The sequence below is a fragment of the Streptomyces sp. NBC_00461 genome (genome assembly GCF_036013935.1).
Taxonomy (GTDB): domain Bacteria; phylum Actinomycetota; class Actinomycetes; order Streptomycetales; family Streptomycetaceae; genus Streptomyces.
In genome coordinates, this window is the sequence record NZ_CP107902.1 from 3,824,007 (window position 1) to 3,849,429 (window position 25,423).

Here is a 25,423-nt window from a genome sequence, read left to right on the forward strand (position 1 = left end):
CGCACGGTGGTGTGCCGTGCGCCCGCATCCGTACAGACGCGGGGGCGGGCGTCGGGGTTGCCCCGGCTGCCGCCCCTTTCTTGGTGCGTCCTTTACTTTTCGAGGACCGTATCAAGAGCCTTGCGCTGAAGGACAGCGAGTTCTTCGCAGCCCGAAACGGCCAGGTCGAGAAGGGAGTTGAGCTCCTCGCGGGCGAAGGGCTCGGCCTCGGCGGTGCCCTGGACCTCGACGAAGCGGCCGTCGCCGGTGCAGACGACGTTCATGTCGGTGTCGGCCTTCACGTCCTCCACGTAGCAGAGGTCCAGGAGGGGGACGCCGCCGACGATGCCGACCGAGACGGCCGAGACCGTGCCGGTGAGCGGCTGGCGGCCGGCCTTGATCAGTTTCCTGCCCTGGGCCCAGGCGACGGCGTCGGCCAGGGCCACGTAGGCGCCCGTGATGGCCGCGGTGCGGGTGCCGCCGTCGGCCTGGAGGACGTCGCAGTCGAGGACGATGGTGTTCTCGCCGAGCGCCTTGTAGTCGATGACGGCGCGCAGGGAGCGGCCGATGAGGCGGCTGATCTCGTGGGTGCGGCCGCCGATCTTGCCGCGTACGGACTCGCGGTCGCCGCGGGTGTTGGTGGCGCGGGGAAGCATGGAGTACTCGGCGGTGACCCAGCCCTCGCCGCTGCCCTTGCGCCAGCGGGGGACGCCTTCGGTGACGGAGGCGGTGCAGAAGACCTTGGTGTCGCCGAAGGAGACGAGGACGGAGCCTTCGGCGTGCTTGCTCCAGCCGCGTTCGATGGTGATCGGGCGGAGTTGTTCGGGGGTGCGACCGTCGATTCGAGACATGCGCCGAGCCTAGTCGCAGTAGCGGAAAGGGCCCCTCCCGCGGTGGGAAGGGGCCCTTTCACGTGAAACGGGGGTTCACGAACCGGGGGTTCACGAACCGGGGGTTCACATCATGTCTTCGATCTCCGCTGCGATGGGGTCGGCGTCGGTGCCGATGACGACCTGGATCGCGGTGCCCATCTTGACGACGCCGTGTGCGCCGGCGGCCTTCAGGGCTGCCTCGTCGACCTTGCCGGCGTCGACGACCTCGGTGCGCAGGCGGGTGATGCAGCCCTCGACCTCTTCGATGTTGTCGATGCCGCCGAGCCCGGCAACGATCTTCTCAGCCTTGGTGGCCATTTCTGTCTCCTTACGCAACGCACGGTTGGCTCAACTTCGCGAGCGATTGCGTCGTGCGTACCGAAGGATGACGTCACAGCAGCCGTATCGCCCGTAACTGGTCTACACCACCTGACAGGCGGTCGCCAACCCATGAGCGAGTCCATGAGTGCCGGCACCGGGGTCACGCCTGCACGCAGACGCTGGAACGCCTTGTTCCAGGGGCTGCAGAAGATGGGTCGCAGCCTCCAGCTCCCCATCGCGGTGTTGCCGGCCGCGGGCATCCTGAACCGGCTCGGTCAGCCGGACGTGTTCGGGGCCGACGGGCTGGGGTGGACGAACGTCTCGAAGGTGATGGCCGGTGCGGGCGGCGCGCTGCTCGACGGTCAGCTGGGTCTGCCGTTGTTGTTCTGCGTGGGCGTGTCCATCGGCATGGCGAAGAAGGCGGACGGGTCGACGGCGCTGGCGGCGGTGGCGGGGTTTCTCGTCTACTACAACGTGCTGCTGCAGTTTCCGAAGGACTGCCCCGCCGGTTCGACGGCGGTCACCGGCATCGGCTGCCAGGCCACGGTCGACCAGTCGGTGGTGGCGTTCACTTTCCAGAACCCGGGTGTCTTCGGCGGCATCGTCATGGGTCTGCTGACGGCCTTCTTCTGGCAGCGCTATCACCGCACCAAGCTGGTGGACTGGCTCGGGTTCTTCAACGGGCGGCGGCTGGTCCCGATCATCATGGCGTTCGTGGCGATCGCGTTCGCGGCGTTGTGCCTGTGGATCTGGCCGCCGATCGGTGACGGGCTGGAGAGTTTCTCCGACTGGCTGAGTGATCTGGGCGCCTGGGGCGCGGGCGTTTTCGGTGTCGCGAACCGGGCGCTGCTGGTGATCGGCCTGCACCAGTTCCTGAACGTGCCCATCTGGTTCCAGTTCGGCAGCTACACGAAGCCGGACGGGTCGGTCGTCCACGGCGACATCAACATGTTCCTGGCGGGCGATCCGAACGCGGGCCAGTTCACCTCGGGTTTCTTCCCGATCATGATGTTCGCGCTGCCGGCGGCGGCGCTGGCGATCACGCACTGTGCGAAGCCGAACCGACGGAAGGAGATCGGCGGGCTGATGCTGTCCGTCGCCCTGACGTCGTTCGTCACGGGGATCACCGAGCCGATCGAGTACTCGTTCCTGTTCGTCGCGCCGGTGCTGTACGCGATCCATGCGGTGCTGACGGGTGCGTCGATGGCGGTGACGTGGGGGCTCGGGGTGCACGACGGCTTCAGCTTCTCGGCCGGTCTCATCGACTACATCATCAACTGGAACCTGGCGACGAAACCGTGGGCGATCATCCCGATCGGCCTGTGCTTCGCCGCCGTGTACTACGTGATCTTCCGTTTCGCGATCACGAGGTTCGATCTGAAGACTCCTGGGCGGGAGCCGGAGGATGAGCGGGAGGACGTCACGAAGGCCTGACAAGGGCCGTACACCAGAAGGAAGTTGGGCCCTCGGACCGCCGGTCCGGGGGCCTTCGTCATGCCGTGCGAGGGCTGAGGGAAGATCGTTCGAGCTGCACGGCGCGTAGCGCTCCGGTTGCAGAATTCGCGGGTTCCTTTATGCGGACTTCATCTGCTACAACAGGTCTACACCACTGAGTGGTGTAGACCACCACCCGATGGAGGAAGTCTATGAGCACCGCCACCGCGCCAACGGCGGCCCCCACGAAGAAGTGGGGATCAGGCCTGATCCAGGGCCTGCAGAAGGTAGGCCGCAGCCTGCAGCTTCCGATCGCCGTGCTGCCGGCGGCGGGTCTCCTGATGCGCCTGGGCCAGCCCGACGTCAAGGAAAAGCTGCACCTCCCGACTGACGTCGCGAAGGTCTTCGCCGGAGCCGGCGGCGTCCTGTTCGACAGCTCCTTCGGGCTTCCGCTGCTGTTCTGCATAGGTGTGGCCATCGGCTTCGCGAAGAAGGCCGACGGCTCGACGGCACTCGCGGCCGTGGTCAGCTTCCTCACCTACTACGCGGTGATCCACCAGTTCCCGATCAAGGACGGGCACGAGGGCGCCACCTACACGCCGGTCGCTCCCTTCGGCGGCTTCTGGCAGAAGGGCCACGAGGCCGCCACGGCCGCGACCTTCCAGAACCCGGGCGTGCTCGGGGGCATCATCATCGGTCTGCTGACCGCCGTTCTGTGGCAGCGCTACCACCGCAAGAAGCTCGTGGACTGGCTCGGCTTCTTCAACGGCCGCAGGCTGGTGCCGATCATCATGGCCGTCGTCGGAGCCGCCCTCGGTGTTCTGGTCGTCCTCGGCTGGCAGCCCATCGGTGACGTCCTCACCAGCTTCGGTGAGTGGATGACCGGGCTCGGTTCCTTCGGCGCGGCCCTCTTCGGTCTCATCAACCGTGCGCTGATCCCGATCGGCATGCACCAGTTCGTGAACTCGGTGGCCTGGTTCCAGATCGGCGACTACACCAACTCCGCCGGCACCGTCTTCCACGGCGACCTGCCACGCTTCTTCGCGGGCGACCCGCACGCGGGTATGTTCATGACCGGGTTCTTCCCGATCATGATGTTCGGCCTGCCGGCCGCCGCGCTGGCCATCGCGCACTCGGCTCGCCCCGAGCGCCGCAAGGCCGTGATGGGCATGATGGTGTCGCTGGCGCTGACGTCGTTCGTCACCGGTGTCACCGAGCCGATCGAGTTCTCGTTCATGTTCATCGCCCCGGTGCTGTACGCGATCCACGCGGTGCTCACCGCACTGTCGATGGCCGTGACGTGGGCGCTGGGCATGCACATGGGCTTCAGCTTCTCGGCCGGTCTGACCGACGTGCTGATCAACTGGGGCATCTCCACCAAGCCCTGGCTGCTGATCCCGGTCGGGCTCGCCTTCGGCGCGATCTACTACGTCGTCTTCCGCTTCGCGATCACCAGGTTCAACCTCCCGACCCCGGGCCGCGAGTCCGACGAGGAGTTGGCGGAACTGCAGAAGGCCGAGGCCAAGTAGTCCCGCCCCGCCCAGCACGCACGAAGGCTCCTGGAACACTTCGTTCCGGGAGCCTTTGTGATGTTCGGCCTCTAGATCTCGTACGACCGCCTCGGCGCCGCCAGGTCAACCGGTCCGGCGAACACCGAGCGGGCGTCGGCCAGGTTGGTCTGGGGGTCGGTCCACGGGGGGATGTGGGTGAGGACCAGGCGGCGGGCGCCTGCTCTGGCCGCCGTCTCTCCCGCCTCGCGGCCGTTGAGGTGGAGGTCGGGGATGTTCTCCTTGCCGTGGGTGAACGCGGCCTCACACAGGAACAGGTCCGTGTCGCGGGCGAGTTCGTCCAGGGCGGGGCTGATGCCCGTGTCGCCGGAGTACGTCAGGGACGTCCCACCGTGCTCGACGCGGATGCCGTACGCCTCGACGGGATGGGCCACGCGTTCCGTGTGCACCGTGAACGGGCCGATCTCGAACGTGGACGGCTTGACCGTGTGGAAGTCGAAGACCTCGCTCATCGAGGAGGCGGTGGGGGTGTCGGCGTAGGCCGTGGTGAGGCGGTGCTCGGTGCCTTCGGGGCCGTAGACCGGGAGGGGGTCGCAGCGGCCGCCGTCGTGGCGGTAGTAGCGCGCGACGAAGTACGCGCACATGTCGATGCAGTGATCGGCGTGCAGATGGCTGAGGAAGATCGCGTCGAGGTCGTAGAGACCGCAGTGGCGCTGCAGCTCGCCAAGGGCGCCGTTGCCCATGTCGAGGAGCAGCCGGAAGCCGTCGGCCTCTACGAGGTAGCTCGAACAGGCCGATTCCGCGGACGGGAACGACCCCGAGCAACCGACGACGGTGAGCTTCATAAAGCAGAAACCTCCGCTGGCGGGAACTTTTCCGGGAAGGAGACGGGGGTCGTGCGGTTTGTCGAGCGTAAGGCGCAAAACCCTGGGTCGCTCCTCCGGCAAGGGCTGTTGTGGGCGAACTCACCTGTGGTGTCACCGGTTCGGCTGGATGCGGGGCGGGTGAGGCGCGAGTTGGGGTGCACGGGTTTGAAAGGGGGCGCGCGTCGCTGATTGCGCGCCGGTACGGTCTCCGTATGGACACGTCATGGTGGTTGGCGCTGGCGGCGGTGGTCCTGCTCGCGCTGGTCGCCACGCTCGTCGACGGCTGGGGGCGGGGGCGGCGGCCCGCGGGGCGGCGGACGCGTCCGCCGGGGAGGCCGGAGGCGCGGAAGGCGACACGGCCGCGGCCGGCGGAGATCTGGTGGGCGAACGTGCCCTACGAGGACGGGCCCGGTGTCAAGGACCGGCCCTGTCTGGTGCTGGTGGTGCACGGGGAGCGCGCGGTCGTCGCGAAGATCACCAGCAAGTACCACGACGAGCGGCGGGGGGTGATCCCGCTGCCTCCCGGTGCCGTGGGTGACGCGCAGGGGCGCGCGAGCTTCCTGGAGACGGACGAGCTGCGCGAGGTGCCGGTGTGGGACTTCCGCCGGCGGGTGGGTGTGGTGGACCCGGTCCTGTGGGACCAGGTCCGTCACCTGGCGACATAGCTCCCGGGCACGGAATCCCCGTCAGGACATCGCGCTCAGGAAATCCCCGTCATGCCCAGAGCTGGCCCTGCAGCGTCTCGATCGCTTCCTCTGTCGTCGCCGCGGTGTAGACGCCCGTCGAGAGGTACTTCCAGCCGCCGTCGGCGACGACGAACACGATGTCCGCGCTCTCGCCCGCCTTGAGGGCCTTGTGGCCGACGCCGATCGCGGCGTGCAGTGCGGCGCCGGTGGAGACGCCCGCGAAGATGCCCTCCTGCTGGAGCAGTTCGCGGGTGCGGGTGACCGCGTCCGCCGAGCCGACGGAGAAGCGGGTGGTGAGGACGGAGGCGTCGTAGAGCTCGGGTACGAAGCCCTCGTCGAGGTTCCTGAGTCCGTACACCAGGTCGTCGTAGCGCGGTTCCGCGGCGACGATCCGGACGTCCGGCTTGTTCTCGCGCAGGTAGCGGCCGACGCCCATCAGCGTGCCCGTCGTCCCCAGACCCGCGACGAAGTGGGTGACCGAGGGGAGGTCGGCGAGGATCTCCGGGCCCGTGGTCGCGTAGTGGGCGCCCGCGTTGTCCGGGTTGCCGTACTGGTAGAGCATCACCCAGTCCGGGTGCTCGGCCGAGAGCTCCTTGGCCACCCGCACCGCCGTGTTGGAGCCGCCCGCGGCCGGGGACGAGATGATCTCCGCGCCCCACATGCCCAGCAGGTCACGCCGCTCCTGCGAGGTGTTCTCGGGCATCACGCACACCATCTGGTAGCCCTTGAGCTTCGCCGCCATGGCCAGGGAGATGCCGGTGTTGCCGGAGGTGGGCTCCAGGATCGTGCAGCCCGGGGTCAGGCGGCCGTCCTTCTCCGCCTGTTCGATCATGTGCAGGGCAGGACGGTCCTTGACCGAGCCCGTCGGGTTGCGGTCCTCGAGCTTGGCCCAGATCCGCACGTCGGAGGACGGCGAGAGCCGCGGCAGGCGCACCAGAGGGGTGTTGCCCACCGCGGCCAGCGGGGAGTCGTAACGCATCCGGGATCAGGCCATGCCGCCGGCCACGGCCGGCAGGATCGTCACGTTGTCGCCGTCGGCGAGCTTGGTGTTGATGCCTTCGAGGAAGCGGACGTCCTCGTCGTTCAGGTAGACGTTGACGAAGCGGCGCAGCTCGCCGGCGTCCACGATGCGGGCCTGGATGCCCGCGTGCCGGGTCTCGAGGTCGGCGAAGAGCTCTGCGAGGGTGTCCCCGTTGCCCTCCACCGCCTTCTGGCCGTCGGTGTAGGTGCGGAGGATGGTGGGGATGCGGACCTCGATGGCCATGGTGGCGGGCTCCTGTCGGGAAGTGTTCTGGTCGGTGGGCGCACGACGACGCGCGCCGCGGCTCACGGCCGTACGGCGGCAGGGAACGTCAACAGATGGCGCTGTTCAGCCTGCACAGGTCGACGTGCAGCCGCGCCACGAGCAGCACGCTCGGCGCCTTGTCGCTCACGTCGTCCACAACCATGGGCTCATCGTATCGATTCCCGATCCCGGTCCCGGAGTGTGATCTCGCATGCTGGATGAATTCTGACCGAATTGCGAGATCAGTACCCCTCTACGACCGTGACCTCCTCCTCCGTGACCTCGCCCTCCACGATGCGGTACGAGCGGAACTGGAAGTCGCCGAGGCCGTCGGTGTCCGCCGTCGACACCAGGACGTAGTGGGCGCCCGGCTCGTTGGCGTACGAGATGTCGGTGCGGGAGGGGTAGGCCTCGGTCGCCGTGTGCGAGTGGTAGATGACCACCGGCTCCTCGTCGCGGTCGTCCATCTCGCGGTAGAGCTTGAGCAGATCACCGGAGTCGAACTCGTAGAACGTGGGCGACATGGCCGCGTTCAGCATCGGGATGAAGCGCTCGGGGCGGTCCGAACCGGCCGGGCCCGCGACGACGCCGCACGCCTCATCGGGGTGGTCCTTGCGCGCGTGCGCGACGATCTGGTCGACGAGGGCCTGGGTGATGGTCAGCATGTTCGCCAGGATATGCAGAAGGGCCGTCCCGTACCGAGGGGTGGTACGGGACGGCCCGGATGCCGGACGTGACCTGTCAGCCGACCTTCTCCAGCGTCGGCTCGCGGCGCTGGGTGACCTCCGGGTTGCGGGCCTTGAGGATCGCCCAGCCGATGCCGAGGGCGACCGCCCAGCCCGCCATCACGTACAGGCAGACGCGGGAGTCGGCGTCGTAGGCGATCAGGCCGGTGACGAAGAGCAGGAACGCGATGGCGATGTACGAGCACACCGCGCCGCCCGGCGCCGGGAAGGACGAGGCGGGCAGGCGGCCCGCGACGACCGCGCGGCGGTAGAGGACGTGGCTGATCAGGATCATCAGCCAGGTCCAGATCCCGGCCGCGGTGGCCACCGAGGTGACGTAGCCGAAGGCCTTCTCCGGGACGACGTAGTTCAGGATCACGCCGATGCCCATGAAGAGCACGGAGACGGTGATGCCGAGCGCCGGGGTCTTGGTGGCGGACAGCTTGCTGAAGGCCTTGGGGGCCTCGCCGTTGTCGGCCAGGTTGCGCAGCATGCGGCCCGTGGAGTACATGCCCGAGTTGCAGGAGGACAGGGCCGCGGTCAGCACGACGAAGTTGACGATGCCCGCGGCGGCCGGGATGCCGATCAGCGCGAAGGCCTTCACGAAGGGGCTGACGCCCTCCGCGAACTGGGTCCACTTGACCACGCACAGGATGACGGTGAGCGCGCCGACGTAGAACAGCGCGATGCGCCAGGGCAGGGTGTTGATCGCCTTCGGGAGGGTCTTCTCCGGGTCCTCGGACTCGCCGGCCGTGACGCCGACCAGCTCGACGGCGAGGTAGGCGAACATGACGCCCTGGAGGGTCATCAGGGACGAGCCGACGCCGTGGGGGAAGAAGCCGTCGAACTGCCAGAGGTTGGCGACGGAGGCGGTGTCACCGGCGGCGCTGAAGCCGAAGGTGAGGACGCCCAGGCCGATCACGATCATGCCGATCAGGGCGGTGACCTTGACCATCGAGAACCAGAACTCCAGCTCACCGAAGAGCTTCACGGAGATCAGGTTGACCCCGAAGAGGATCACCAGGAAGACCAGGGCCGTGACCCATTGCGGGACCGACGGGAACCAGTAGTTGACGTAGATCGCGGCGGCCGTCAGTTCGGCCATGCCCGTGACGACCCACATCAGCCAGTACGTCCAGGCGGTGAAGTAGCCGAAGAACGGGCCGAGGAACTCGCGGGAGTACTCCGCGAAGGAGCCCGAGACCGGGCGGTACAGGAGCAGTTCGCCGAGCGCCCGCATGATGAAGAAGATGATCACGCCTGCGAGGGCGTACATGAAGATGAGGCTGGGGCCGGCCTTGGCGATGTTCGCCCCGGCGCCCAGGAAGAGGCCGACGCCGATGGCGCCGCCGATCGCGATCATCTGGACCTGACGGCTGCCGAGCCCGCGCTCGTACCCCTCTTCGGAACCCTGCTCCGACGTGTCGACCTGAGCGGAGGTCATATGTGGTCTGCGCCTTTCTCCATGGCCGAACCGGGCCTGTCGTCGGCCTCGGATCGGTTCTCGATCCCCCCGGATGGATGGAGCTGGGCGGGTTTTTGCGGACCCGCCCGTGCCTGGCCGGCGATCCGCCGGCTGGTGGCGCACCCGGCCGAACATGGGTGGTGTTCGGCGGGCGGTCGTGAAGATTTATCACGGCCGCAACATGCACGAACGGCGCGACATGTGGCGCAGGCCACAGGAAGAAGCAGACAAAAGGGCACCCAGGGATGCATAGAAGGCCGCGGCGGTGACGGGATCGTTATCCGGATTTGAGCGTCCTCTGAGCGAACGAAGAACCGTCGCGGATCAGGGCATAAGGGTCGAGACGAGCGTCTCCTGGAGACCGCCCAGCCACAGGTACGCCATCACCATCGGCTTGCGCGGGTCCTCGTCGGGGAGCCGGTAGAGGAGATCGGTGTCGTCCTCGTCGGTGATCTCCAGCCGGGAGCCGATCGCCAGGCGCAGGTCATTGAGGGCGCCCAGCCACTGCCGGGACTCCTCGGCCGACAGCTTGAGGACCGCCCCGCCGTCGACCGCAGGTGTCAGCGCGTCGAGGCTGCGGACCACCGCGAGCGCGCTCTCGCGCTTGCCGGCCCGCAGGTCGTTCTCGGTGAAGCGGCGGAACTCGGCGGAGTGCGCCTGCTGTTCCTCGGCCTCCGCGGGGCCGGGAGTGCCCTCCGGGTCGCTGTAGGCGTCCGGGAAGAGCCGCCTGAGGACGGGGTCCTTGGGGGGCTCGCTGGGGCCCTCGGCGAAGAGTTCGGCCAGCGGGTCGTCCGGGGCGTCCTCGCCGGGGCCGGGCCCGACGAGCTCCAGGAGCTGGACGGCCAGCGACCGGATGATGGAGATCTCGACGTCGTCGAGCGCGACGGCCGCGCCGCCGCCGGGGAGCGGTTCGAAGTGTCCGGGCATCAGGGGGTATCGCTACTTCCGGTCCTGCTGGAGGGTGGCCCACAGACCGTAGCCGTGCATCGCCTGCACGTCGCGCTCCATCTCCTCGCGAGTGCCGCTGGAGACGACCGCCCGGCCCTTGTGGTGGACATCGAGCATGAGCTTGGTGGCCTTGTCCTTGCTGTAGCCGAAGTACGCCTGGAAGACGTAGGTCACGTAGCTCATGAGGTTGACCGGGTCGTTGTGCACGATCGTGACCCAGGGGACGTCCGGCTCGGGTACGGCGAAGACCTCCTCCGCCGACTCGGTTCGTTCGATCTCAAGGGGAGCGGGTGACGTCACACAGCCATGCTGCCATGCCCCCCACAAATCGTCACACTGACGCGAAGGGGTGTAGCATCACCTGCCATGAACACAGCGGACCTTGGGCTGCCGGTGGATGTTCCGTCGACGGCGCTCTTCACTGATCAGTACGAGTTCACGATGCTGCAGGCCGCCCTCAAGGCCGGTACCGCCGAGCGGCGGAGCGTCTTCGAGGCCTTCACCCGGCGGCTGCCGGACGGGCGGCGCTACGGCGTCGTGGCGGGCACCGGGCGAGTCCTGGACGCCGTCGAGAACTTCCGTTTCGACGCGGACGTCCTGGGCTTTCTGCGGGAGCGCGGCATCGTGGACGAGGCGACCCTGCAGTGGCTCGCCTCCTACCGCTTCAGCGGTGACGTGTGGGGCTATCCCGAGGGCGAGGTGTACTTCCCGGGCTCGCCGATCATGCGGGTCGAGGGGTCGTTCGCCGAGTGCGTGCTTCTGGAGACCGTGATCCTGTCCATCCTCAACCACGACTCCGCGATCGCGGCCGCCGCCTCCCGGATGTCCTCGGCCGCGGGCACCCGCCCGCTGATCGAGATGGGCGCCCGGCGCACGCACGAGCTCGCCGCCGTCGCCGCGTCCCGGGCCGCCTACCTCGGCGGTTTCGCCTCCACCTCCGACCTCGCGGCCGGCTTCCGCTACAACATCCCCACCGTCGGCACCTCCGCCCACGCCTTCACCCTGCTCCACGACCGGGAGCGGGACGCCTTCCAGGCACAGGTGAACTCGCTGGGCCGGGGCACCACCCTGCTCGTCGACACGTACGACGTCACCGAGGCCGTCCGGATGGCCGTCGAGGTCGCCGGGCCCGAGCTGGGCGCCGTGCGCATCGACTCCGGTGACCTGCTGCTGGTCGCGCACCGGGTGCGGCACCAGCTGGACGAGCTGGGTGCCACCGAGACGAAGATCATCGTGACTTCGGACCTCGACGAGTACGCCATCGCCTCGCTGGCGGCGGCGCCCGTGGACGCGTACGGCGTCGGGACGCAGCTGGTGACCGGCTCGGGGCACCCGACCTGCTCCATGGTGTACAAACTGGTCGCCCGCGCCGAGTCCGCCGACCCGAAGGCGCCGCTGGTGCCGGTGGCGAAGAAGTCCAGCGGCGGCAAGACGTCCGTCGGGGGCCGCAAGTGGGCCGCGCGGCGGCTGGACGCGGACGGGGTCGCGGAGGCCGAGGTCGTCGGCACGGGAGCCGTGCCGGGCGAGCTGGCGGACCGGCAGCTGCTGGCCGAGCTGGTCAAGGGCGGCACCGTGGTCGCGCGCGAACCGCTGGACGTCGTACGCGAGAGGCACGCGGCCGCACGTGCCAACCTGCCGCTGTCGGCGATCCAGCTCTCGCGGGGGGAACCGGTCATTCCGACGGAGTACGTCGTGGGGCGCACGGGCAGCTGAGTCGGGTGCCCGGCCGGGCGCCCCCCGACGCCCTCTCCCGCACGGCCCCCGAAGTCTCTAGGCTCGTAAGTTCACTCTTAGTCGAAGGACACCCACCATGCGCCGCGCCTTGATCGTCGTCGACGTGCAGAACGACTTCTGTGAGGGGGGCAGTCTCGCGGTGTCCGGCGGGGCCGACGTGGCCGCCGCCATCACCGAGCTGATCGGGCAGACGGGCGGCTCCGGCTACCAGCACGTGGTGGCCACCCGCGATCACCACATCGCGCCCGGCGGCCACTTCGCCGACAACCCCGACTTCGCCCGCTCCTGGCCCGCGCACTGTGTCGCTGGCACGGAGGGCGTCGGCTTCCACCCGAACTTCGCACCCGTCGTCGCCTCCGGGGCGATCGACGCCGTCTTCGACAAGGGGGCGTACGCGGCGGCGTACAGCGGCTTCGAGGGCGCCGACGAGAACGGCGTGAAGCTGGCCGACTGGCTGCGGGCCAGGCAGGTCGGCGAGGTGGACGTCGTGGGGATCGCCACCGACCACTGCGTGCGGGCCACTGCCGTGGATGCCGCGCGGGAAGGCTTTCGGACTCAGGTGCTACTGGACCTGACGGCCGGGGTGGCGGCGGAGACCACGGAGCGGGCGCTGGAGGAGCTGCGCTCGGCAGGCGTGGAGCTGTCCGGAAAGCCCGTGGTTGCCTGAGCCTGCGCGGTCCGGTGTGCCGCGATGGGCTGTCGGGCGTGCACAGGTTCGGCGTGGCTTGTCGCGCCCGCGCGGCGGAAGCCGCGTATTCAACGCAGCCCCGCGCCCCTCTCGGGGGCGCGGCCGTGCGCGTCCGGTCATGCCGGAGCCGTGGGGCGCCTCAGCAGGGCCCTGATGGGGTGCCACAGCTCCTGCGGGAGCTCCGGGCCGGGGACGACACCGATGTCAGGTGCCGTACGCCATATGAGGCCGTCGGGATGGTGCAGGACCGCGGTGATCTCGTCCGGAGTCGGCGGGGCGCCGTTGCCGCGCAGATACACGGCCCGCATGCCGACGTTGCGCAGCCTGGTCAGGGCGCGCGCCCGGTTGCGGGCGTGGACGAGTACGCGCACGCAGCCCGTGCCGTCGGCGGTCGGGCTGGGCAGGTTCAGCGCCACCACCACGCTGCCGGTCGGCAGCTTGCAGAAACCTCCTGCGGCCATGCAGTCACACCCCCGTGCGAGTCGGTGTCAATAAGAGAAGCACAGGACGCACCTAAACACGATCGGCGGCGACCCGCCAGGGGGTCACCGCCGATACGCTTCTGACCTGCAGAAATGCCGACTACTTCGCCGCGGGGCCGACCTCGACCTTGATCGTCGAGCCGTCCTTGGCCTCCCGGACGATCTTGATCTTGGTGTTGGTGTCAGTGACGCGGACGCCTGCCAGCGGGTCCGACTCGTCGTAGTAGGTGCTCGTGTGGTCGTTGAAGACCGGCACACCCTTCGACGACTTGATCCGGGTCGCGACGTCCGCGTTGTGCAGCGTCATGCCGTCCGTGCCGTACAGGCTGAACGGCGAGTCGTACGACTGGATGCGGCCACGCATCAGCGTGCCGTCGGACCACTTCAGCGCGGCCGGGTGGGAGTCGATCGGCAGGACCAGGCCGGCACCGGGGTGCTGGCTGGTGTTGTTGTCCTGCTGCGACGTGTCCCACTTCCAGATCAACAGGCCGTTCTGGTACGGGTAGTGCTCCACCCAGCCCGGACGGGTCGTCGAGAAGCCGAAGTTGTACGGGCCGACCTTGAGGGTGTTGTCGTACGACACGTACTGGCGGTTCTCGGCGAGGTAGTACTGCTTGTAGTCCTTGGTGAAGGACGCGCCGATGCGGGAGAAGCCGGCGGCGGTCCACGCGGCGTCGGCGGCCTCGGCGTTGTCGGAGAAGAGCGCCGTGCCGTCCGCGGTCACCGTGATCTCGTCGGCCGCGAAGCCCTTCTGGGCCACACCGCTGTCGGTCTGGTAGCGGAAGCGCAGGCCGATCTTCTTGCCCGCGTAGGAGTCGAGCGAGTACGACAGCTTCTTGTAGCCGTCGACCGTGCCCGTCAGCGCGGGCTTGTCGCTGCCGTCGCGCGGGATGGCCTGGCCGTCCACCGTGCCGTCGAGCGCGGTCCAGTTGGCGCCGCCGTCGGTCGACACCTCGGCGTAGAGGTAGTCGTAGTTGGCCTCGATGTCGTAGTAGCCGTCGAGGGTCAGCGTCGCCGCCGACTTGCCGGTGAGGTCGACCGACCGGGTCAGGGTGTTCTTCAGGTCGTTGCCGCTGCCGCTCCACCACTGGGTCGCGCCCTGCGCCGGGTTGACGACCTCGGTGGTGACCGCCTTGTCGGGCAGCGAAACCACCAGGGCCTGCTTGTTCTTGGTGTTGTAGGCGGAGACGCCCAGCGTGAGCTTCGACTTCGTCCCGGCCTTCGCCGTGCCGTAGTTCAGCCAGCCCAGCTGCAGCTTGTCCCAGGCGCTGAAGCCGCCGGGCAGATCGCCGATGGCGTCCTTGCCCCGGCCGAGCCACGAGCCGGAGGACATCAGCGTCCAGAAACCGGTGGAGTTGTCGCCGCCGCCGGTCGTGTCGTAGTGGTCCGGCAGGCCCAGGTCGTGGCCGTACTCGTGGGCGAAGACGCCGAGTCCGCCGTTCTCCGGCTGGATGGTGTAGTCGCCGACCCAGATGCCGGTGTCGCCGATCTGCGCGCCGCCCAGCTTGTTGCCCGTCGGGCCGGTGGCACCCGCGTCGGTGCCGAACGCGTACCAGCGGTGCGCCCAGATCGCGTCCTTGCCCTGGGCGCCGCCGCCCGCGGACTCGTCCTCACCGGCGTGCACGATCTGGAAGTGGTCGATGTAGCCGTCGGGCTCGTTGAAGTTGCCGTCGCCGTCGTAGTCGTAGCGGTCCCACTGGTCGAACTTCGCCAGCTCCGTCTTGATGTCGGCGTCGGACCTGCCGGCCGCCTTCTGCCCGGCGACCCAGGCGGTGACGCCGTCGCTGACGACGTTCCACACGCTCGGGCAGTTGGTGGAGCCGCAGGCGTTGTTTCCGTAACGGGCCTCGTTGTAGGGGACCTTGACCCAGTCGGCGACCGCGCCGTCCACCGAGTAGCGGCCCGAGGACTGCTTCTCGTAGAACTTCTTCATCGACTCGGTGTTCTTGCCGGTGCCGAAGTAGAGGTCCTGGAAGTGCTTCTGGTTGTAGTCCGCCTGCCAGGCCGTCGAGTTGTCCTTCTTGCGGTCAGGCTTGGCTATCTGGTTGTGCGCGGGGCCGGCCGTGCCACCGTAGGCGGGGTCCGTCTTGTCGCCGAACTCGACCAGGATCGTGAAGATCTTGTCGGTCTTCTCCCGGCCCAGCTCCACGTACTTGCTGTCGCCCTTTTTGCTCTTGAGCTGGACGACCCGCGAACCGTGACGGTCCTTGACCTGGGCCTTGCCTGATATGACCTGGTTCAGGGCCTCCTGGCGCTGGGCCTCCTGGGTCTTGGAGAGCGGACCGTCGAGGTCGTGCTTCTGCGTGCTCTCGATCGCCGCCGGGTCGTGGCGGTCGATGGTGGCGGACTTGGCCGGGTCTGCGGCCTGGGCCACGGCGAACGTCGAGAACGTGGCGGTGGCCGCCGCGAGCGCGACACCGACCGCGGTCGCTCTGAACGTCCAGGGTCTAAGGGTCACTTGAGTTCCTCTTGGTCAAGGTGGCGTGTCAAGTGACGCAATTTGACTAGAGGACAGTAAGAAAAAACAGACCTTGACTTGTGCAGGTCAAGTGCACTATGCGGAAGCGGGATCCGGTTTGCGGACACTCCCCACCGGCGCGTTCACCCGTCCACGTGCTGGACGCCATGACTCCGTGCGCCCCCTGTGCACCGGCACTGTTGGTTAGGTCACGCTTACTGTTCGTTCCAGTCGGGCATGCACGCGATTAGAGTCGATTGGCGGACTGCCCCGATATCGGCGGAAAGCCAGGCCGACGCCCCCAGTGGACCCCCACTTCCGAGGACACGATTGCCATGCCTCGTCCGACGCCCGCCCAGCTCGTCTACGGTTCCTGCACCGTGATCTTCTCGACGCTCGCCATGCTGCTGCTGTCACAGACGAGTTCGGGCGTGGGGATCGCGGTCATCGCCTTCGCCGCACTCGCCCTCGGACTCCTGGTCGCCATGACGGCCCCGCAGCCCAGGCCCAGGATCGTCGCCGTGCAGCAGCCGGCGGAGCAGGAAACGCCCGTACCGGCCACGATCGCCGCGGTGGCGTCCGAGCCGGTGCATGAGCGAGCGGCTTCCTGAGCCACCTCGGTCGTTGTCGCTGACGCGCGCTCGCGTCAACTGGTGCTGACGACGACCGTCTTGGCGGCCTTGTCGTGCAGGCCCTGCTTGTAGGGCCGGTCGAAGTAGCTCCAGCCGCCCGAGATCGCGGTCCAGATGCACGCGCAGCAGAACGCGAACGGGATCCACAGCACCGCCGCGCGGGCCAGGTTGGTCTGCACGGAGGGGGTGGAGCCGTTGTCGAGATTGGCCACGCGCATGTTCAGCCACTTCTTGCCGAGCGTCTGCCCCGACTTGCTCATCATGATCGTGTCGTAGCCGATGTAGAGCACGGCGGCGACGAGCGACTGCGTGAACCCCTTCCCGTACTCGATGTGGTTGCCGTTCACGCTGTACTCGTGCACATCGAGCGGCCAGGTGATCAGCCAGACGACGATGCCCACCAGGATCATGTCGATGATCCGGGCCAGCGTGCGCCGGCCGCTCATCGCGAGCGGAGGCATGCCGGCGAGCGGATCGGTGGGGTACGAGCCGCCGCCGTGGGGAGCGCCACCGTAGGGGTCACCGCCGCCGTGAGGAGCGCCGCCGTAGGGCGGCGGCTGCTGACCGCCTCCGGGGGCGTCGTACGGTGAGCCCGACCCCTGGCCAGGCGGGGGCTGCTTCCTGAACGGGTCGTCTTCCGGCGGCCGGCCGGAACCGGGGGGCGGTTCGGTGCTCATGGCCCGAGTGGACCGCGTTCCTGGCGGCTCCGCATCCGGCGGACGGCTGTCCGGAGTACGGAATCAGCTGGTGCGTACGACGTACGCGGTCAGCCCGCTACGAACGTACCCGCGGCCTTGTCGTGCCAGCACTGGCGCCACGGGCGGTCGAACAGGCACCACGCGACCCCCACGACACCGACGACGAGCAGACCGGGCACGCTGTACACGAGCCAGCGGCGCAGGGCTCCACCGAACGACGGGGGTTCGTGCCCCTGGATGTCCCGCACCTCCAGACCCAGCAGCTTCTTGCCCAGGGTGCGGCCCCACCTGGCGGTGGGCAGCGCCTCGTAGAGCACGCCGAAGACGAGCAGGACGGCCAGGATGACGCCCAGGTACACCGCCGTCGTGCCGTCCAGCAGCCAGACGGTCACGGTCTCGCCGGAGAGCTTGGCCGCGTCGATCTTCTCGTTGACGTGGTCGAGCGCCTTGGTGCCCAGCGGTACGGCGGCCACCGCGGTGACGCCCGCGAGGACGACCGTGTCCAGCAGCCGGGCGGCCAGTCGCCTGCCGAGTCCCGCGGGGCGAGCCTCGGACTGACGCCGGGCGGCCGCCTGGAAGATGTCCTCGACGGGCGGCTTCCAGGGGACGACGGGCTGGTCCTCGTCGGCGCCCGCGAGCCGGTGCACCTGCTGCGCCCAGGAGGGCTGACCGCCGCCGGCGCCGCCGGCCATGGGGGCGGGGGCTGAGACGGGCGGCTGCCCGCCGGGAGACTGGCCTGCGGGGCTCTGGCCTACGGGGCTCTGGCCGACCGCGGCGGGCCGGGCGCCGCCGCTCTGCGGAGGGACCGTCCCGGAAGCCTGCTGGGGGCCCGAGAGCGGGGTCGGCGCGGGGCCGGCGGCGGGGGGCGGTGCCTGCGTCGCGGCGGCACGGTCGGCGGCCGCCTTGCCCGCGCCGAAGCCGGGCCTGTCCGTGTCCCCCGTGTGCGCCCCACCCTGCCCGCCCGTGCGCGGGGAGAGCGCGCGGAACGTCATGGTCCCCTCGTCACCCACGGGACCACCGGGGCCGGGGATGCCGGGAGTGCCGGTGCCGGTGCCCGCAGCTGCGGAGCCGCCCGCGCCCGCCGCGTCCGCTCCCCCGGGATTCGTCGGCCTGCGGAACACGAAGGTGCCGCCGGAGACCACGTCGTCCGCGCCCGTGTGGGTGGGCGGGATCGTCGCCGTGCCGTCCGTGCGGGACGCCTGGCCGGCCGGCTGGGACGGCGGGTCGGCGGGGAGGCGCGGGTCCGCGGCCGGCGGGGAACCCCAGGACACGCGGCGGTCCTGGTCGCCGCCGAAGCCGGACTGCTGGGAGCGATCGGCGCTCCAGGCGGACGCGGGTTCGGGGCGGCTGCCGTGCTGGGCGTCGGACGGAGAGGGCCGGGGGTCGGGGTCCTCGTCGAAGAAGTGCGGTCCCGTCTCCTCGACCGGAGCCGGACCGGAGCCGGACGGCGGGGCGAGCGGCACACCGTCCGTCGGCGCCGGGCGGCTGGTGCCCGGGACCCAGGACGCGCCGTTCCAGTACCGGACATATCCAGGAATGGACGGGTCCGGGTAATACCCTTCGCGGGGCCTGTGGTCACCGGGGGCCGGGGTTGGGGCGCTCATGTCCGTCGTCCCGTATCTGCTCGGGGGTCAATAGAGGGGTCTCCACATCTATCAGACCGGCGCAACCCCCACCGCCAGTCCCTTACTACCCACCCCTTTCCGGGCAACCTCGCGCACCGGCTTCACACCTTCGGAAAAAAAGTTCTCCCAACCCGCGTAATGGTCGGGCACCCCCCGCTCTCTCCACTCGTACGGACCCGACACAGGGCCCCGTACACCTGCCCGAGAGAGGAACCGCACGCCATGCACTACACCGTGGTGGAACGAGAACTGGAACTCAGGCTGATCCTGTCGCCGGAACGCAGCGTCCCGGTCCCGGCCCGGCTGAGCTACCGCACCGACGACCCGTACGCCGTCCACGTCACCTTCCACACCAACTCCGAGAACCCCGTGTACTGGACGTTCTCCCGCGATCTGCTGGTGGAGGGGGTGTTCCGGCCGTGCGGGACCGGGGACGTACGGGTGTGGCCGAGCAAGTCGGAGGGGCGCAGCGTCGTCCTGATGGCGCTGAGTTCACCCGACGGTGACGCCCTGCTGGAGGCACCGGCCGCCCAGGTGTCCGCCTGGCTGGAGCGGACGCTGCGGGTGGTGCCCCCGGGGACTGAGGGCGAGCAGCTGGGGATCGACGACGCGCTCCACCAGCTGCTCGCCCAGTGACCCCGGCGGGGCCGGATCAGAACAGCTTGCCCGGGTTCAGGATGCCCAGCGGGTCGAAGACCTGCTTGACGGCCCGCTGCATCTCCACCCCCACCGGGCCGATCTCGCGCGCCAGCCACTCCTTCTTCAGGACCCCGACGCCGTGCTCGCCGGTGATCGTGCCGCCGAGTTCCAGGCCGAGGGCCATGATCTCGTCGAAGGACTCTCGGGCGCGCCGGGACTCGTCGGGGTCGGCGGCGTCGAAGCAGACCGTCGGATGGGTGTTGCCGTCGCCGGCGTGTGCGACGACCCCGATGGTGAGCTGGTACTTCTCGGCGATCCGCTCGGTGCCTTCGAGCATCTCGCCGAGCCTGGAACGGGGCACGCACACGTCGTCGATCATCGTGGTGCCGCTGACGGCTTCGAGGGCGGTGAGGGACAACCGCCGCGCCTGGAGCAGGAGTTCGGACTCGGCGAAGTCGTCGGCGGGGACGACCTGGGTGGCGCCCGCCGCCTCGCACAGCGCGCCGACGGCGGCGAGGTCCGAGGCGGGGTCCGGGGTGTCGAAGGCCGCCAGGAGCAGGGCCTCCGTGGTCTCCGGGAGTCCCATGTGCGCCAGGTCGTTGACCGCCTTCACCGTGGTGCGGTCCATCAGCTCCAGGAGCGAGGGCACGTGGCCGCCCGCCATGATCCGGCACACCGCGTCGCAGGCGGCGGCGCCGGACGCGAACTCGGCCGCCAGCACGAGCTGCTGCGGCGGCTGCGGCCTCAGGGCCAGGATCGCCCGTACGACGATGCCGAGTGAGCCCTCGGAGCCGACGAACAGGCGCGTGAGGTCGTACCCGGCGACGCCCTTGGCCGTACGGCGGCCGGTGGACATGAGCCGGCCGTCGGCCAGTACCACCTCCAGTCCGAGCACGTACTCGGCGGTGACCCCGTACTTCACGCAGCACAGGCCGCCCGAGGCCGTCCCGATGTTGCCGCCGATCGTGCACATCTCCCAACTGGAGGGGTCCGGCGGGTAGTACAGGCCGTGCTCGCCGACCGCGCGGGAGAGGGTCGCGTTGATGACGCCGGGTTCGACCACGGCGATGCGGTCGACGGGGTTGATCTCAAGGATCCGGTCCATCTTCGTCAGGGACAGCGCGATGCAGCCCTCCGACGTGTTGGCGCCGCCGGACAGGCCGGTGCGGGCGCCCTGCGGGACGACCGGGACATGCAGCTCGGTGGCGACGCGCATGACGTGCTGGACTTCCTCGACCGTGCGCGGCAGCACCACCACCGCCGGGGCACCGGCCGGGCAGAAGCTCGCCATGTCGTTTGCGTACGAGGCCGTGACGTCCGGGTCGGTCAGGACGGCCTCGGCGGGCAGACCGCCCAGCAGACGGTCGACGAGGTTACTGGTCACTGCGGTGTCATCCTCGCGACGCGCTTCGATACGGCTCATGATCACAGCCTCGCACCCGGGGCCATCGGTGTGAACCCCGTCTACGGCACTGGACGTATGCCGGGATGTGCTCGTCGTATTGACGCACAGTGATCGCCATGGAGAAGCAAGCGGAGGCCGGCGGGCGGGCGCGCGGGGGCACGGGGGCAGGCCTCGGCGGACGGCGGGCGCTGGTCGCCGCCGTCGCGGGGTGTGCCGTGCTCGGCGGGGCGGTGGCGCTGTGGCCCTGGGAGCGGGCCGCGCCGCGGCCGGTGGCGCCGGCGGCGGCGCCGGGAGCGCAGGCGCTGACGGCGGTCACCTCGGGGGTGCCGGCCGCGCTGCCCGACCTGGCGATGCTGATCGACGAACGCGAGGCCCGGCTGCGGACGCACCCCAGGGACGCGCTGACGTGGGCGGTGCTCGGCACGGCCTACGTCGAGCAGGGGCGGCGTACGGCCGACGCGACGAACTATCCGCGGGCCGACAAGGCGCTGCGTACGTCCATGACGGTGCGGCCGAAGGGGAACACCGCGGCGCTGGACGGCATGGCGGCGCTGGCGAACGCCCGCCGGGACTTCCGGGCGGCGCGGACCTGGGGCGAGGCGGCGCTGAAGCTCGAACCGAAGCGGTGGACGACGTATCCGCCGCTGATCGACGCCTACACCGGGCTCGGCGACTACAAGGCGACCAAGCGGACCCTGGACCGGCTGCTGAAGTTGCGTTCCGGGGCGGCCGTGCGGGCGCGGGCCGCGGGCGTCTACCGCGACCGGGGCCGGCGCGAGGACGCGGCGGCCGCCCTGACCGACGCGGCGGCGGGCGCGGGCCTGCCTGCCGAGCAGGCGGCGTATCTGGAGCGGGCCGGGCAGCTGGCCTGGGAGCGCGGGGACCTGGAGGAGGCTCTGCGGCGCTTCCAGGCGGCGGTGCGGCTCGACCCCGACCAGCGGGCCGCGCAGGCCGGGCAGGGGCGCACGCTGGCGGCGCTGGGCCGCACGACGGAGGCCCTGAACTCCTACCGGGTGGCACTCGACAAGCAGCCGTGCCCCCAATATGCCCTGGAACTGGGCGAGTTGTACGAGTCACTGGGGCTGGGGCAGGCCGCCCGGGTGGAGTACGACCTGCTGCGGACCCGGGTGACGGACGAGACGGCGGGCGGTGTCGACGACGACCTGGTGCTCGGTGTCTTCGAGGCGGACCACGGGGATCCGCAGGCGGCCGTACGCCGGCTGCGCGTCGAGTGGCAGCGGCAGCCGGGCATCCCGGTGGCCGACGCGCTGGGCTGGGCGCTGCACCGGGCCGGGGACGACAAGGAGGCGCTGAAGTTCGCGGCGGCGGCGACGGACCAGGCGCACGGGGGCGGTGTCCGCAGTGCCCTGTACGCGTATCACCGGGGCATGATCGAGCAGGAGTCGGGGCTGGCCGGGCCCGCGCGCCGGCATCTGCAGGAGGCGATGCGGATCAACCCGTACTTCTCGCCGCTCGCGGTGCCGCTCGCGAAGCAGGCGCTCGCGGCGCTGGGTGAGCCGCCGGACGAGCCCGTGCCCACGGTGGCCCCGGTGTCCACGGACGACGAGGACAACAAGGCCGGCCAGAAGACGCGCCGGGTCACACCGCCGCGGTTCCGATCAGCGCGTTACGGGTGACGAGCGCTGCCAGCTGTTCCTCCCCCAGGCCGTCCGTGCCCTCCGGGCGGCGCGGCAGCACCATGTAGCGCGTCTCCGCGCTGGAGTCCCACACGGTGATCTCCGTCGAGTCGGGCAGTTCGAGGCCGAACTCGGCCAGCACGGCCCGGGGTTCGCGGACCACGCGGGAACGGTAGGCCTCGGACTTGTACCAGCTCGGGGACGGGCCGAGCAGGCGCAGGGGATAGCAGGAGCAGAGGGTGCAGACGATGACGTTGTGCGTCGTCCCGGTGTTCTCGACGACCCTCAGGCGCTGGAACGAGCCCTCCATGAATCCCAGTTCCCGGACCGCGCCGGTGCCGTCGGCCAGCAGCCGCGCCCTGAACTCCGCGTCGGTCCAGGCGCGGGCGACGACCCGTGCGCCGCTCGCGGGGGACGCCCCGGAGAGGGAGGCGTCGATGATCTCGTCCAGCCTGGCGCCCGAGAGCACGCCCTTGCGCTCCAGCAGGGTCTCCAGCCGCCGCACCCGCTGCGCGATCGTCGCGTCGGAGTGATCACCGCTCATCGACTGCACCCCCGTAGCACTCTTCCAAGTAGCTTTCCCACAGGTCCAGTACGACGTGGTGGTCGCCCTCGCCCCACAGGTCGCGGGCCGCGAACCGGACCGCGTACACCTGCTCGACCGGCGCGTCCCCGCGCCCCTGTGCGCTGACGTCGGCCAGTTCCGCCCGCCCCTCCGGCTCGACGACGACGCCGCGCTTGCCGCGTGCGTACCGCGGCAGGCGGGTGTGGTGCGCCGGGTCGTGGTGGAAGGTGCGCACGGTCGTGCCGGGCGGGAAGCGGTCAGCCATCGAGGCCGTCCAGCTCACCGGGCCGGATGACGCCCTTGCGTTCCAGCAGGGTGCAGATCGCCTGGAACCAGCGCTCGTAGTAGGACGTCGACAGGTACTCCGTCGGCGGCATCGACTCGATCGCGTCCCGGAACTCGTTCGTGTTGAAGATCCCTTGCGCGCGCAGGGCGCCCAGGAGCCCGACGACCCTGGCCTCCCAGTCCGCGTGGAAGGGCTCGGCGTCGTCACGGATGTCGACGGCGCCGAAGCCCTCAGTGCCGCCCACGTCGTTGATCCTGGCCATGCGGCCAGACTACGACGCGGCTCGGGCGCTGTCGTCCTTGACGAAGATCGAGAAGCGGCGTGCTCCCAGCTCCCCGGAGGCGAAGCCGAGATACACCCTCGGATGCGAGCCGCCGCGCACGGCGACGCCCTCCGGCTCGCGGTGGCCGAGTGTGAACCCGGCCTCGGTGCGCTGCTGCTGCAACAGCTTGCCGGTGGTGATGTCGAGGCTGGAGACGTAGGCGTTGCCGTGCTTCGCGGCCGGGTTGGTCTTCGCGTCGTAGGCCGTGCCCGCGAGCTGGTAGATGACGTCGTGGTGGAGGGCGTAGCCCTGGAAGGGGACCTTCGGGTCGGGGTGGGCGCCGACCTGGGCGATGTCCGCGACCGGGTCGTCGTAGTCGCGGGCCACGAAGGCGTCGAGGTCCCAGACGCGGTAGCGGGGCCTGCCGGCCGGGTCCCGGTAGCGGACGGCGACGCGCCCGGACTCCGTGCACACCGTCGGCTGGTTGTTGGAGGAGCCCGCGACGGGGCGGCGGATGGTGACCTGCGCGCCGGTGCGGACGGCTCCGTCCCTGAAGTGGAAGCGGGTGACGCCCTGCCCGTAGCCGTTCTCGGCGGCGGCCTCGGTCCAGATCCAGGTGCTGCCATCCTTGGCGTCGCGCTGGACGCCGATGCTGACGCCGTGGCCGAAGCGCCTCAAGTACATGTGGCCCAGCAGCTTGCCCTTGTAGTCCAGCTTGTTGAGGCACAGGTCGCCGGCCGCGTGGCCGGTGGCGGTGACCTGCAGGGCGTACACGTGCTTGTTCGGCTCGTCGAAGGCGAACGACTGCAGCACCGTGGGCTCTCTGAGCGTGCCCTTCCGCCAGAGCCAGCGCTCGGACGGCACGGCAAGGTCGATGCGCCTGGTCAACTCTCTCCCCCGAGTCCTGTGGGGCTCCTTCGGCACCCACAGGACATGAGAGCGTCAACTGCCGTTGAGCGGTTGCATGTTCTACGAAGTCACAGGCATCGCACAGGCCTCACAGGTCGGTGTCGGCCTCACAGGTTTCCGCGCTTCTCCTGTTCCCGCTCGATCGCCTCGAACAGGGCCTTGAAGTTGCCCTTGCCGAAGCCCATCGAGCCGTGCCGCTCGATGATCTCGAAGAAGACGGTCGGGCGGTCCTGGACCGGCTTGGTGAAGATCTGCAGGAGGTAGCCGTCCTCGTCGCGGTCGGCGAGGATCTTCAGCTCGCGCAGGGTCTCCACCGGCACGCGCGTGTCGCCGACCCACTCGCCGAGCGTGTCGTAGTACGAGTCCGGGGTGTTCAGGAACTGCACGCCGGCCGCGCGCATCGTCCGTACCGTCTCGACGATGTCGCCCGTGTTGAGCGCGATGTGCTGGACGCCCGCTCCGCCGTAGAACTCCAGGTACTCGTCGATCTGGGACTTCTTCTTGGCGATGGCGGGCTCGTTGATCGGGAACTTGACCTTGAGCGTGCCGTCGGCCACGACCTTCGACATCAGGGCGCTGTACTCGGTCGCGATGTCGTCGCCCACGAACTCCTTCATGTTCGTGAAGCCCATGACCTTGTTGTAGAAGCCGACCCACTCGTTCATCCGGCCGAGCTCGACATTGCCGACGCAGTGGTCCACGGCCTGGAAGGTGCGGTGGGCGGGCGGCTCGACGATCGGCTCGGCGGCGGCGAAGCCGGGGAGGTAGGGGCCGTCGTAGCCGGAGCGGTCGACGAGGGTGTGGCGCGTCTCGCCGTAGGTGGCGATCGCGGCGAGGACGACCGTGCCGTGCTCGTCCTTCAGCTCGTACGGCTCGGCGACCGAGCGGGCGCCGTGCTCGATCGCGTAGGCGTACGCGGCACGGGCGTCCGGGACCTCGATGGCGAGGTCGACGACGCCGTCGCCGTGCTCGGCCACGTGCCGGGCCAGGAAGTGGCCCCAGGTGGTGGCGGGCTTGATGACGGAGGTGAGGACGAAACGGGCCGAGCCGTTCTCCAGGACGTAGCTCGCGGTCTCGCGGCTGCCGTTCTCCGGTCCGGAGTAGGCGACCAACTGCATGCCGAAGGCGGTGGAGTAGTAGTGCGCCGCCTGCTTGGCGTTGCCCACGGCGAAGACGACCGCGTCCATTCCCTTGACCGGGAAGGGGTCGGCCTGCCGAGCGGTGTCGGGAGTGTGGTGTGTGGTCTGCGTCATAGCGGCCAGCCTGGTCCTGTACCGCAAGGTGCGCAATAGTTTGGGTTTTCGCTGTGCAATC

Annotated in this window: 28 protein-coding genes; 8 read left to right on the forward strand and 20 right to left on the reverse strand. The window is 69.6% G+C overall.

What is annotated here, in order from left to right; all coding sequences use genetic code 11:
• Window positions 1-92: 92 nt before the first annotated feature.
• Together rph and OG870_RS17960 are read right to left on the reverse strand one after the other, a co-directional pair.
• On the reverse strand, window positions 93-830 hold the full coding sequence (gene rph / locus OG870_RS17955) for a ribonuclease PH (protein ID WP_266515167.1): 738 nt from the start codon (window positions 828-830) through the stop codon (window positions 93-95).
• Window positions 831-935: 105 nt separating this feature from the next.
• Window positions 936-1,169, reverse strand: a complete 234-nt coding sequence (locus tag OG870_RS17960) for a glucose PTS transporter subunit EIIB (RefSeq protein ID WP_030666975.1) — start codon at window positions 1,167-1,169, stop codon at window positions 936-938.
• Between the two features lie 144 nt (window positions 1,170-1,313).
• On the opposite strand from OG870_RS17960, the gene OG870_RS17965 reads away from it, so the two are divergent.
• The gene (locus tag OG870_RS17965) at window positions 1,314-2,606 is read left to right on the forward strand and encodes a PTS transporter subunit EIIC (RefSeq protein ID WP_266515176.1); all 1,293 of its coding nucleotides are present in this window, start codon (window positions 1,314-1,316) and stop codon (window positions 2,604-2,606) included.
• A gap of 212 nt (window positions 2,607-2,818) precedes the next feature.
• A complete protein-coding gene (locus OG870_RS17970; protein ID WP_266515179.1) occupies window positions 2,819-4,135 on the forward strand; it encodes a PTS transporter subunit EIIC in 1,317 nt (438 codons plus the stop codon).
• Window positions 4,136-4,206: 71 nt separating this feature from the next.
• Here OG870_RS17970 and OG870_RS17975 read toward each other — a convergent pair whose 3' ends face one another.
• The gene (locus tag OG870_RS17975) at window positions 4,207-4,959 is read right to left on the reverse strand and encodes an MBL fold metallo-hydrolase (protein ID WP_266515181.1); all 753 of its coding nucleotides are present in this window, start codon (window positions 4,957-4,959) and stop codon (window positions 4,207-4,209) included.
• A 233-nt stretch (window positions 4,960-5,192) separates the two neighbouring features.
• On the opposite strand from OG870_RS17975, the gene OG870_RS17980 reads away from it, so the two are divergent.
• Window positions 5,193-5,645, forward strand: a complete 453-nt coding sequence (locus OG870_RS17980) for a type II toxin-antitoxin system PemK/MazF family toxin (RefSeq protein WP_266515184.1) — start codon at window positions 5,193-5,195, stop codon at window positions 5,643-5,645.
• A 49-nt stretch (window positions 5,646-5,694) separates the two neighbouring features.
• On the opposite strand, the gene OG870_RS17985 is transcribed toward OG870_RS17980, so the two are convergent.
• The 7 genes from OG870_RS17985 to clpS all read right to left on the reverse strand — a co-directional run bounded on the left by OG870_RS17985 (window position 5,695) and on the right by clpS (window position 10,389).
• Complete coding sequence (locus tag OG870_RS17985) at window positions 5,695-6,645, reverse strand: PLP-dependent cysteine synthase family protein (protein ID WP_266515187.1); 951 nt, start codon at window positions 6,643-6,645, stop codon at window positions 5,695-5,697.
• A 6-nt stretch (window positions 6,646-6,651) separates the two neighbouring features.
• Window positions 6,652-6,930 carry a MoaD/ThiS family protein gene (locus OG870_RS17990; RefSeq protein ID WP_266515190.1) on the reverse strand — a complete coding sequence of 93 codons (279 nt, stop codon included), beginning with the start codon at window positions 6,928-6,930 and terminating at the stop codon, window positions 6,652-6,654.
• A gap of 88 nt (window positions 6,931-7,018) precedes the next feature.
• A complete protein-coding gene (locus OG870_RS17995; RefSeq protein WP_323178087.1) occupies window positions 7,019-7,114 on the reverse strand; it encodes a putative leader peptide in 96 nt (31 codons plus the stop codon).
• A 79-nt stretch (window positions 7,115-7,193) separates the two neighbouring features.
• Window positions 7,194-7,616 carry a M67 family metallopeptidase gene (locus tag OG870_RS18000; protein WP_266515193.1) on the reverse strand — a complete coding sequence of 141 codons (423 nt, stop codon included), beginning with the start codon at window positions 7,614-7,616 and terminating at the stop codon, window positions 7,194-7,196.
• A gap of 76 nt (window positions 7,617-7,692) precedes the next feature.
• Window positions 7,693-9,120 carry an amino acid permease gene (locus OG870_RS18005; RefSeq protein WP_266584193.1) on the reverse strand — a complete coding sequence of 476 codons (1,428 nt, stop codon included), beginning with the start codon at window positions 9,118-9,120 and terminating at the stop codon, window positions 7,693-7,695.
• A gap of 345 nt (window positions 9,121-9,465) precedes the next feature.
• Window positions 9,466-10,068 (reverse strand): DUF2017 domain-containing protein, encoded by a 603-nt coding sequence (locus OG870_RS18010; RefSeq protein WP_266515199.1) that lies wholly within the window; start codon window positions 10,066-10,068, stop codon window positions 9,466-9,468.
• A gap of 12 nt (window positions 10,069-10,080) precedes the next feature.
• On the reverse strand, window positions 10,081-10,389 hold the full coding sequence (gene clpS, locus OG870_RS18015; RefSeq protein WP_266515201.1) for an ATP-dependent Clp protease adapter ClpS: 309 nt from the start codon (window positions 10,387-10,389) through the stop codon (window positions 10,081-10,083).
• A 66-nt stretch (window positions 10,390-10,455) separates the two neighbouring features.
• On the opposite strand from clpS, the gene OG870_RS18020 reads away from it, so the two are divergent.
• Window positions 10,456-11,802 (forward strand): nicotinate phosphoribosyltransferase, encoded by a 1,347-nt coding sequence (locus OG870_RS18020; RefSeq protein WP_266584191.1) that lies wholly within the window; start codon window positions 10,456-10,458, stop codon window positions 11,800-11,802.
• Window positions 11,803-11,899: 97 nt separating this feature from the next.
• A complete protein-coding gene (locus OG870_RS18025) occupies window positions 11,900-12,490 on the forward strand; it encodes a nicotinamidase (protein ID WP_266515213.1) in 591 nt (196 codons plus the stop codon).
• Window positions 12,491-12,627: 137 nt separating this feature from the next.
• On the opposite strand, the gene OG870_RS18030 is transcribed toward OG870_RS18025, so the two are convergent.
• Both OG870_RS18030 and OG870_RS18035 read right to left on the reverse strand, forming a co-directional pair.
• Entirely contained in the window at window positions 12,628-12,972 is a 345-nt protein-coding gene (locus OG870_RS18030; protein ID WP_266515216.1) for a hypothetical protein, read from the reverse strand.
• A gap of 121 nt (window positions 12,973-13,093) precedes the next feature.
• The gene (locus tag OG870_RS18035) at window positions 13,094-15,451 is read right to left on the reverse strand and encodes an immune inhibitor A domain-containing protein (RefSeq protein ID WP_266584189.1); all 2,358 of its coding nucleotides are present in this window, start codon (window positions 15,449-15,451) and stop codon (window positions 13,094-13,096) included.
• 335 nt (window positions 15,452-15,786) lie between these two features.
• Between OG870_RS18035 and OG870_RS18040 the strand changes: the two genes are divergently transcribed.
• Complete coding sequence (locus tag OG870_RS18040; protein WP_266515221.1) at window positions 15,787-16,062, forward strand: hypothetical protein; 276 nt, start codon at window positions 15,787-15,789, stop codon at window positions 16,060-16,062.
• 35 nt (window positions 16,063-16,097) lie between these two features.
• On the opposite strand, the gene OG870_RS18045 is transcribed toward OG870_RS18040, so the two are convergent.
• Window positions 16,098-16,760, reverse strand: a complete 663-nt coding sequence (locus tag OG870_RS18045; protein WP_266840171.1) for an RDD family protein — start codon at window positions 16,758-16,760, stop codon at window positions 16,098-16,100.
• Between the two features lie 89 nt (window positions 16,761-16,849).
• Window positions 16,850-18,385, reverse strand: coding sequence for an RDD family protein (locus tag OG870_RS18050; RefSeq protein WP_266515226.1), 1,536 nt, complete (start codon window positions 18,383-18,385; stop codon window positions 16,850-16,852).
• A gap of 243 nt (window positions 18,386-18,628) precedes the next feature.
• On the opposite strand from OG870_RS18050, the gene OG870_RS18055 reads away from it, so the two are divergent.
• Window positions 18,629-19,042 (forward strand): SsgA family sporulation/cell division regulator, encoded by a 414-nt coding sequence (locus tag OG870_RS18055; RefSeq protein WP_266515228.1) that lies wholly within the window; start codon window positions 18,629-18,631, stop codon window positions 19,040-19,042.
• A 16-nt stretch (window positions 19,043-19,058) separates the two neighbouring features.
• Here the strand turns inward: OG870_RS18055 and OG870_RS18060 are convergent, their stop codons facing one another.
• On the reverse strand, window positions 19,059-20,474 hold the full coding sequence (locus OG870_RS18060; RefSeq protein ID WP_327691140.1) for an FAD-binding oxidoreductase: 1,416 nt from the start codon (window positions 20,472-20,474) through the stop codon (window positions 19,059-19,061).
• A 92-nt stretch (window positions 20,475-20,566) separates the two neighbouring features.
• Here OG870_RS18060 and OG870_RS18065 point away from each other — a divergent pair, with 92 nt between their 5' ends.
• Window positions 20,567-22,087, forward strand: coding sequence for a tetratricopeptide repeat protein (locus OG870_RS18065; RefSeq protein WP_266515234.1), 1,521 nt, complete (start codon window positions 20,567-20,569; stop codon window positions 22,085-22,087).
• On the opposite strand, the gene nthA is transcribed toward OG870_RS18065, so the two are convergent.
• The 5 genes from nthA to hppD form a co-directional block, all read right to left on the reverse strand.
• Window positions 22,050-22,631 carry a nitrile hydratase subunit alpha gene (nthA, locus tag OG870_RS18070; RefSeq protein ID WP_266515236.1) on the reverse strand — a complete coding sequence of 194 codons (582 nt, stop codon included), beginning with the start codon at window positions 22,629-22,631 and terminating at the stop codon, window positions 22,050-22,052. The two genes, OG870_RS18065 and nthA, sit on opposite strands and share 38 nt — an antisense overlap.
• Window positions 22,621-22,917, reverse strand: a complete 297-nt coding sequence (locus OG870_RS18075) for an SH3-like domain-containing protein (protein ID WP_323178400.1) — start codon at window positions 22,915-22,917, stop codon at window positions 22,621-22,623. Before OG870_RS18075 ends, nthA begins: the two co-directional genes overlap by 11 nt.
• Window positions 22,910-23,200, reverse strand: coding sequence for a hypothetical protein (locus OG870_RS18080; protein ID WP_323178401.1), 291 nt, complete (start codon window positions 23,198-23,200; stop codon window positions 22,910-22,912). The genes OG870_RS18075 and OG870_RS18080 overlap by 8 nt, the downstream gene beginning before the upstream one ends.
• A 9-nt stretch (window positions 23,201-23,209) precedes the next feature.
• Window positions 23,210-24,088: a phage baseplate protein gene (locus OG870_RS18085; protein ID WP_327691141.1), complete on the reverse strand. Its 879-nt coding sequence runs from the start codon at window positions 24,086-24,088 to the stop codon at window positions 23,210-23,212.
• Between the two features lie 128 nt (window positions 24,089-24,216).
• A complete protein-coding gene (gene hppD, locus OG870_RS18090) occupies window positions 24,217-25,362 on the reverse strand; it encodes a 4-hydroxyphenylpyruvate dioxygenase (RefSeq protein ID WP_266515251.1) in 1,146 nt (381 codons plus the stop codon).
• Between the last annotated feature and the right edge of the window lie 61 nt (window positions 25,363-25,423).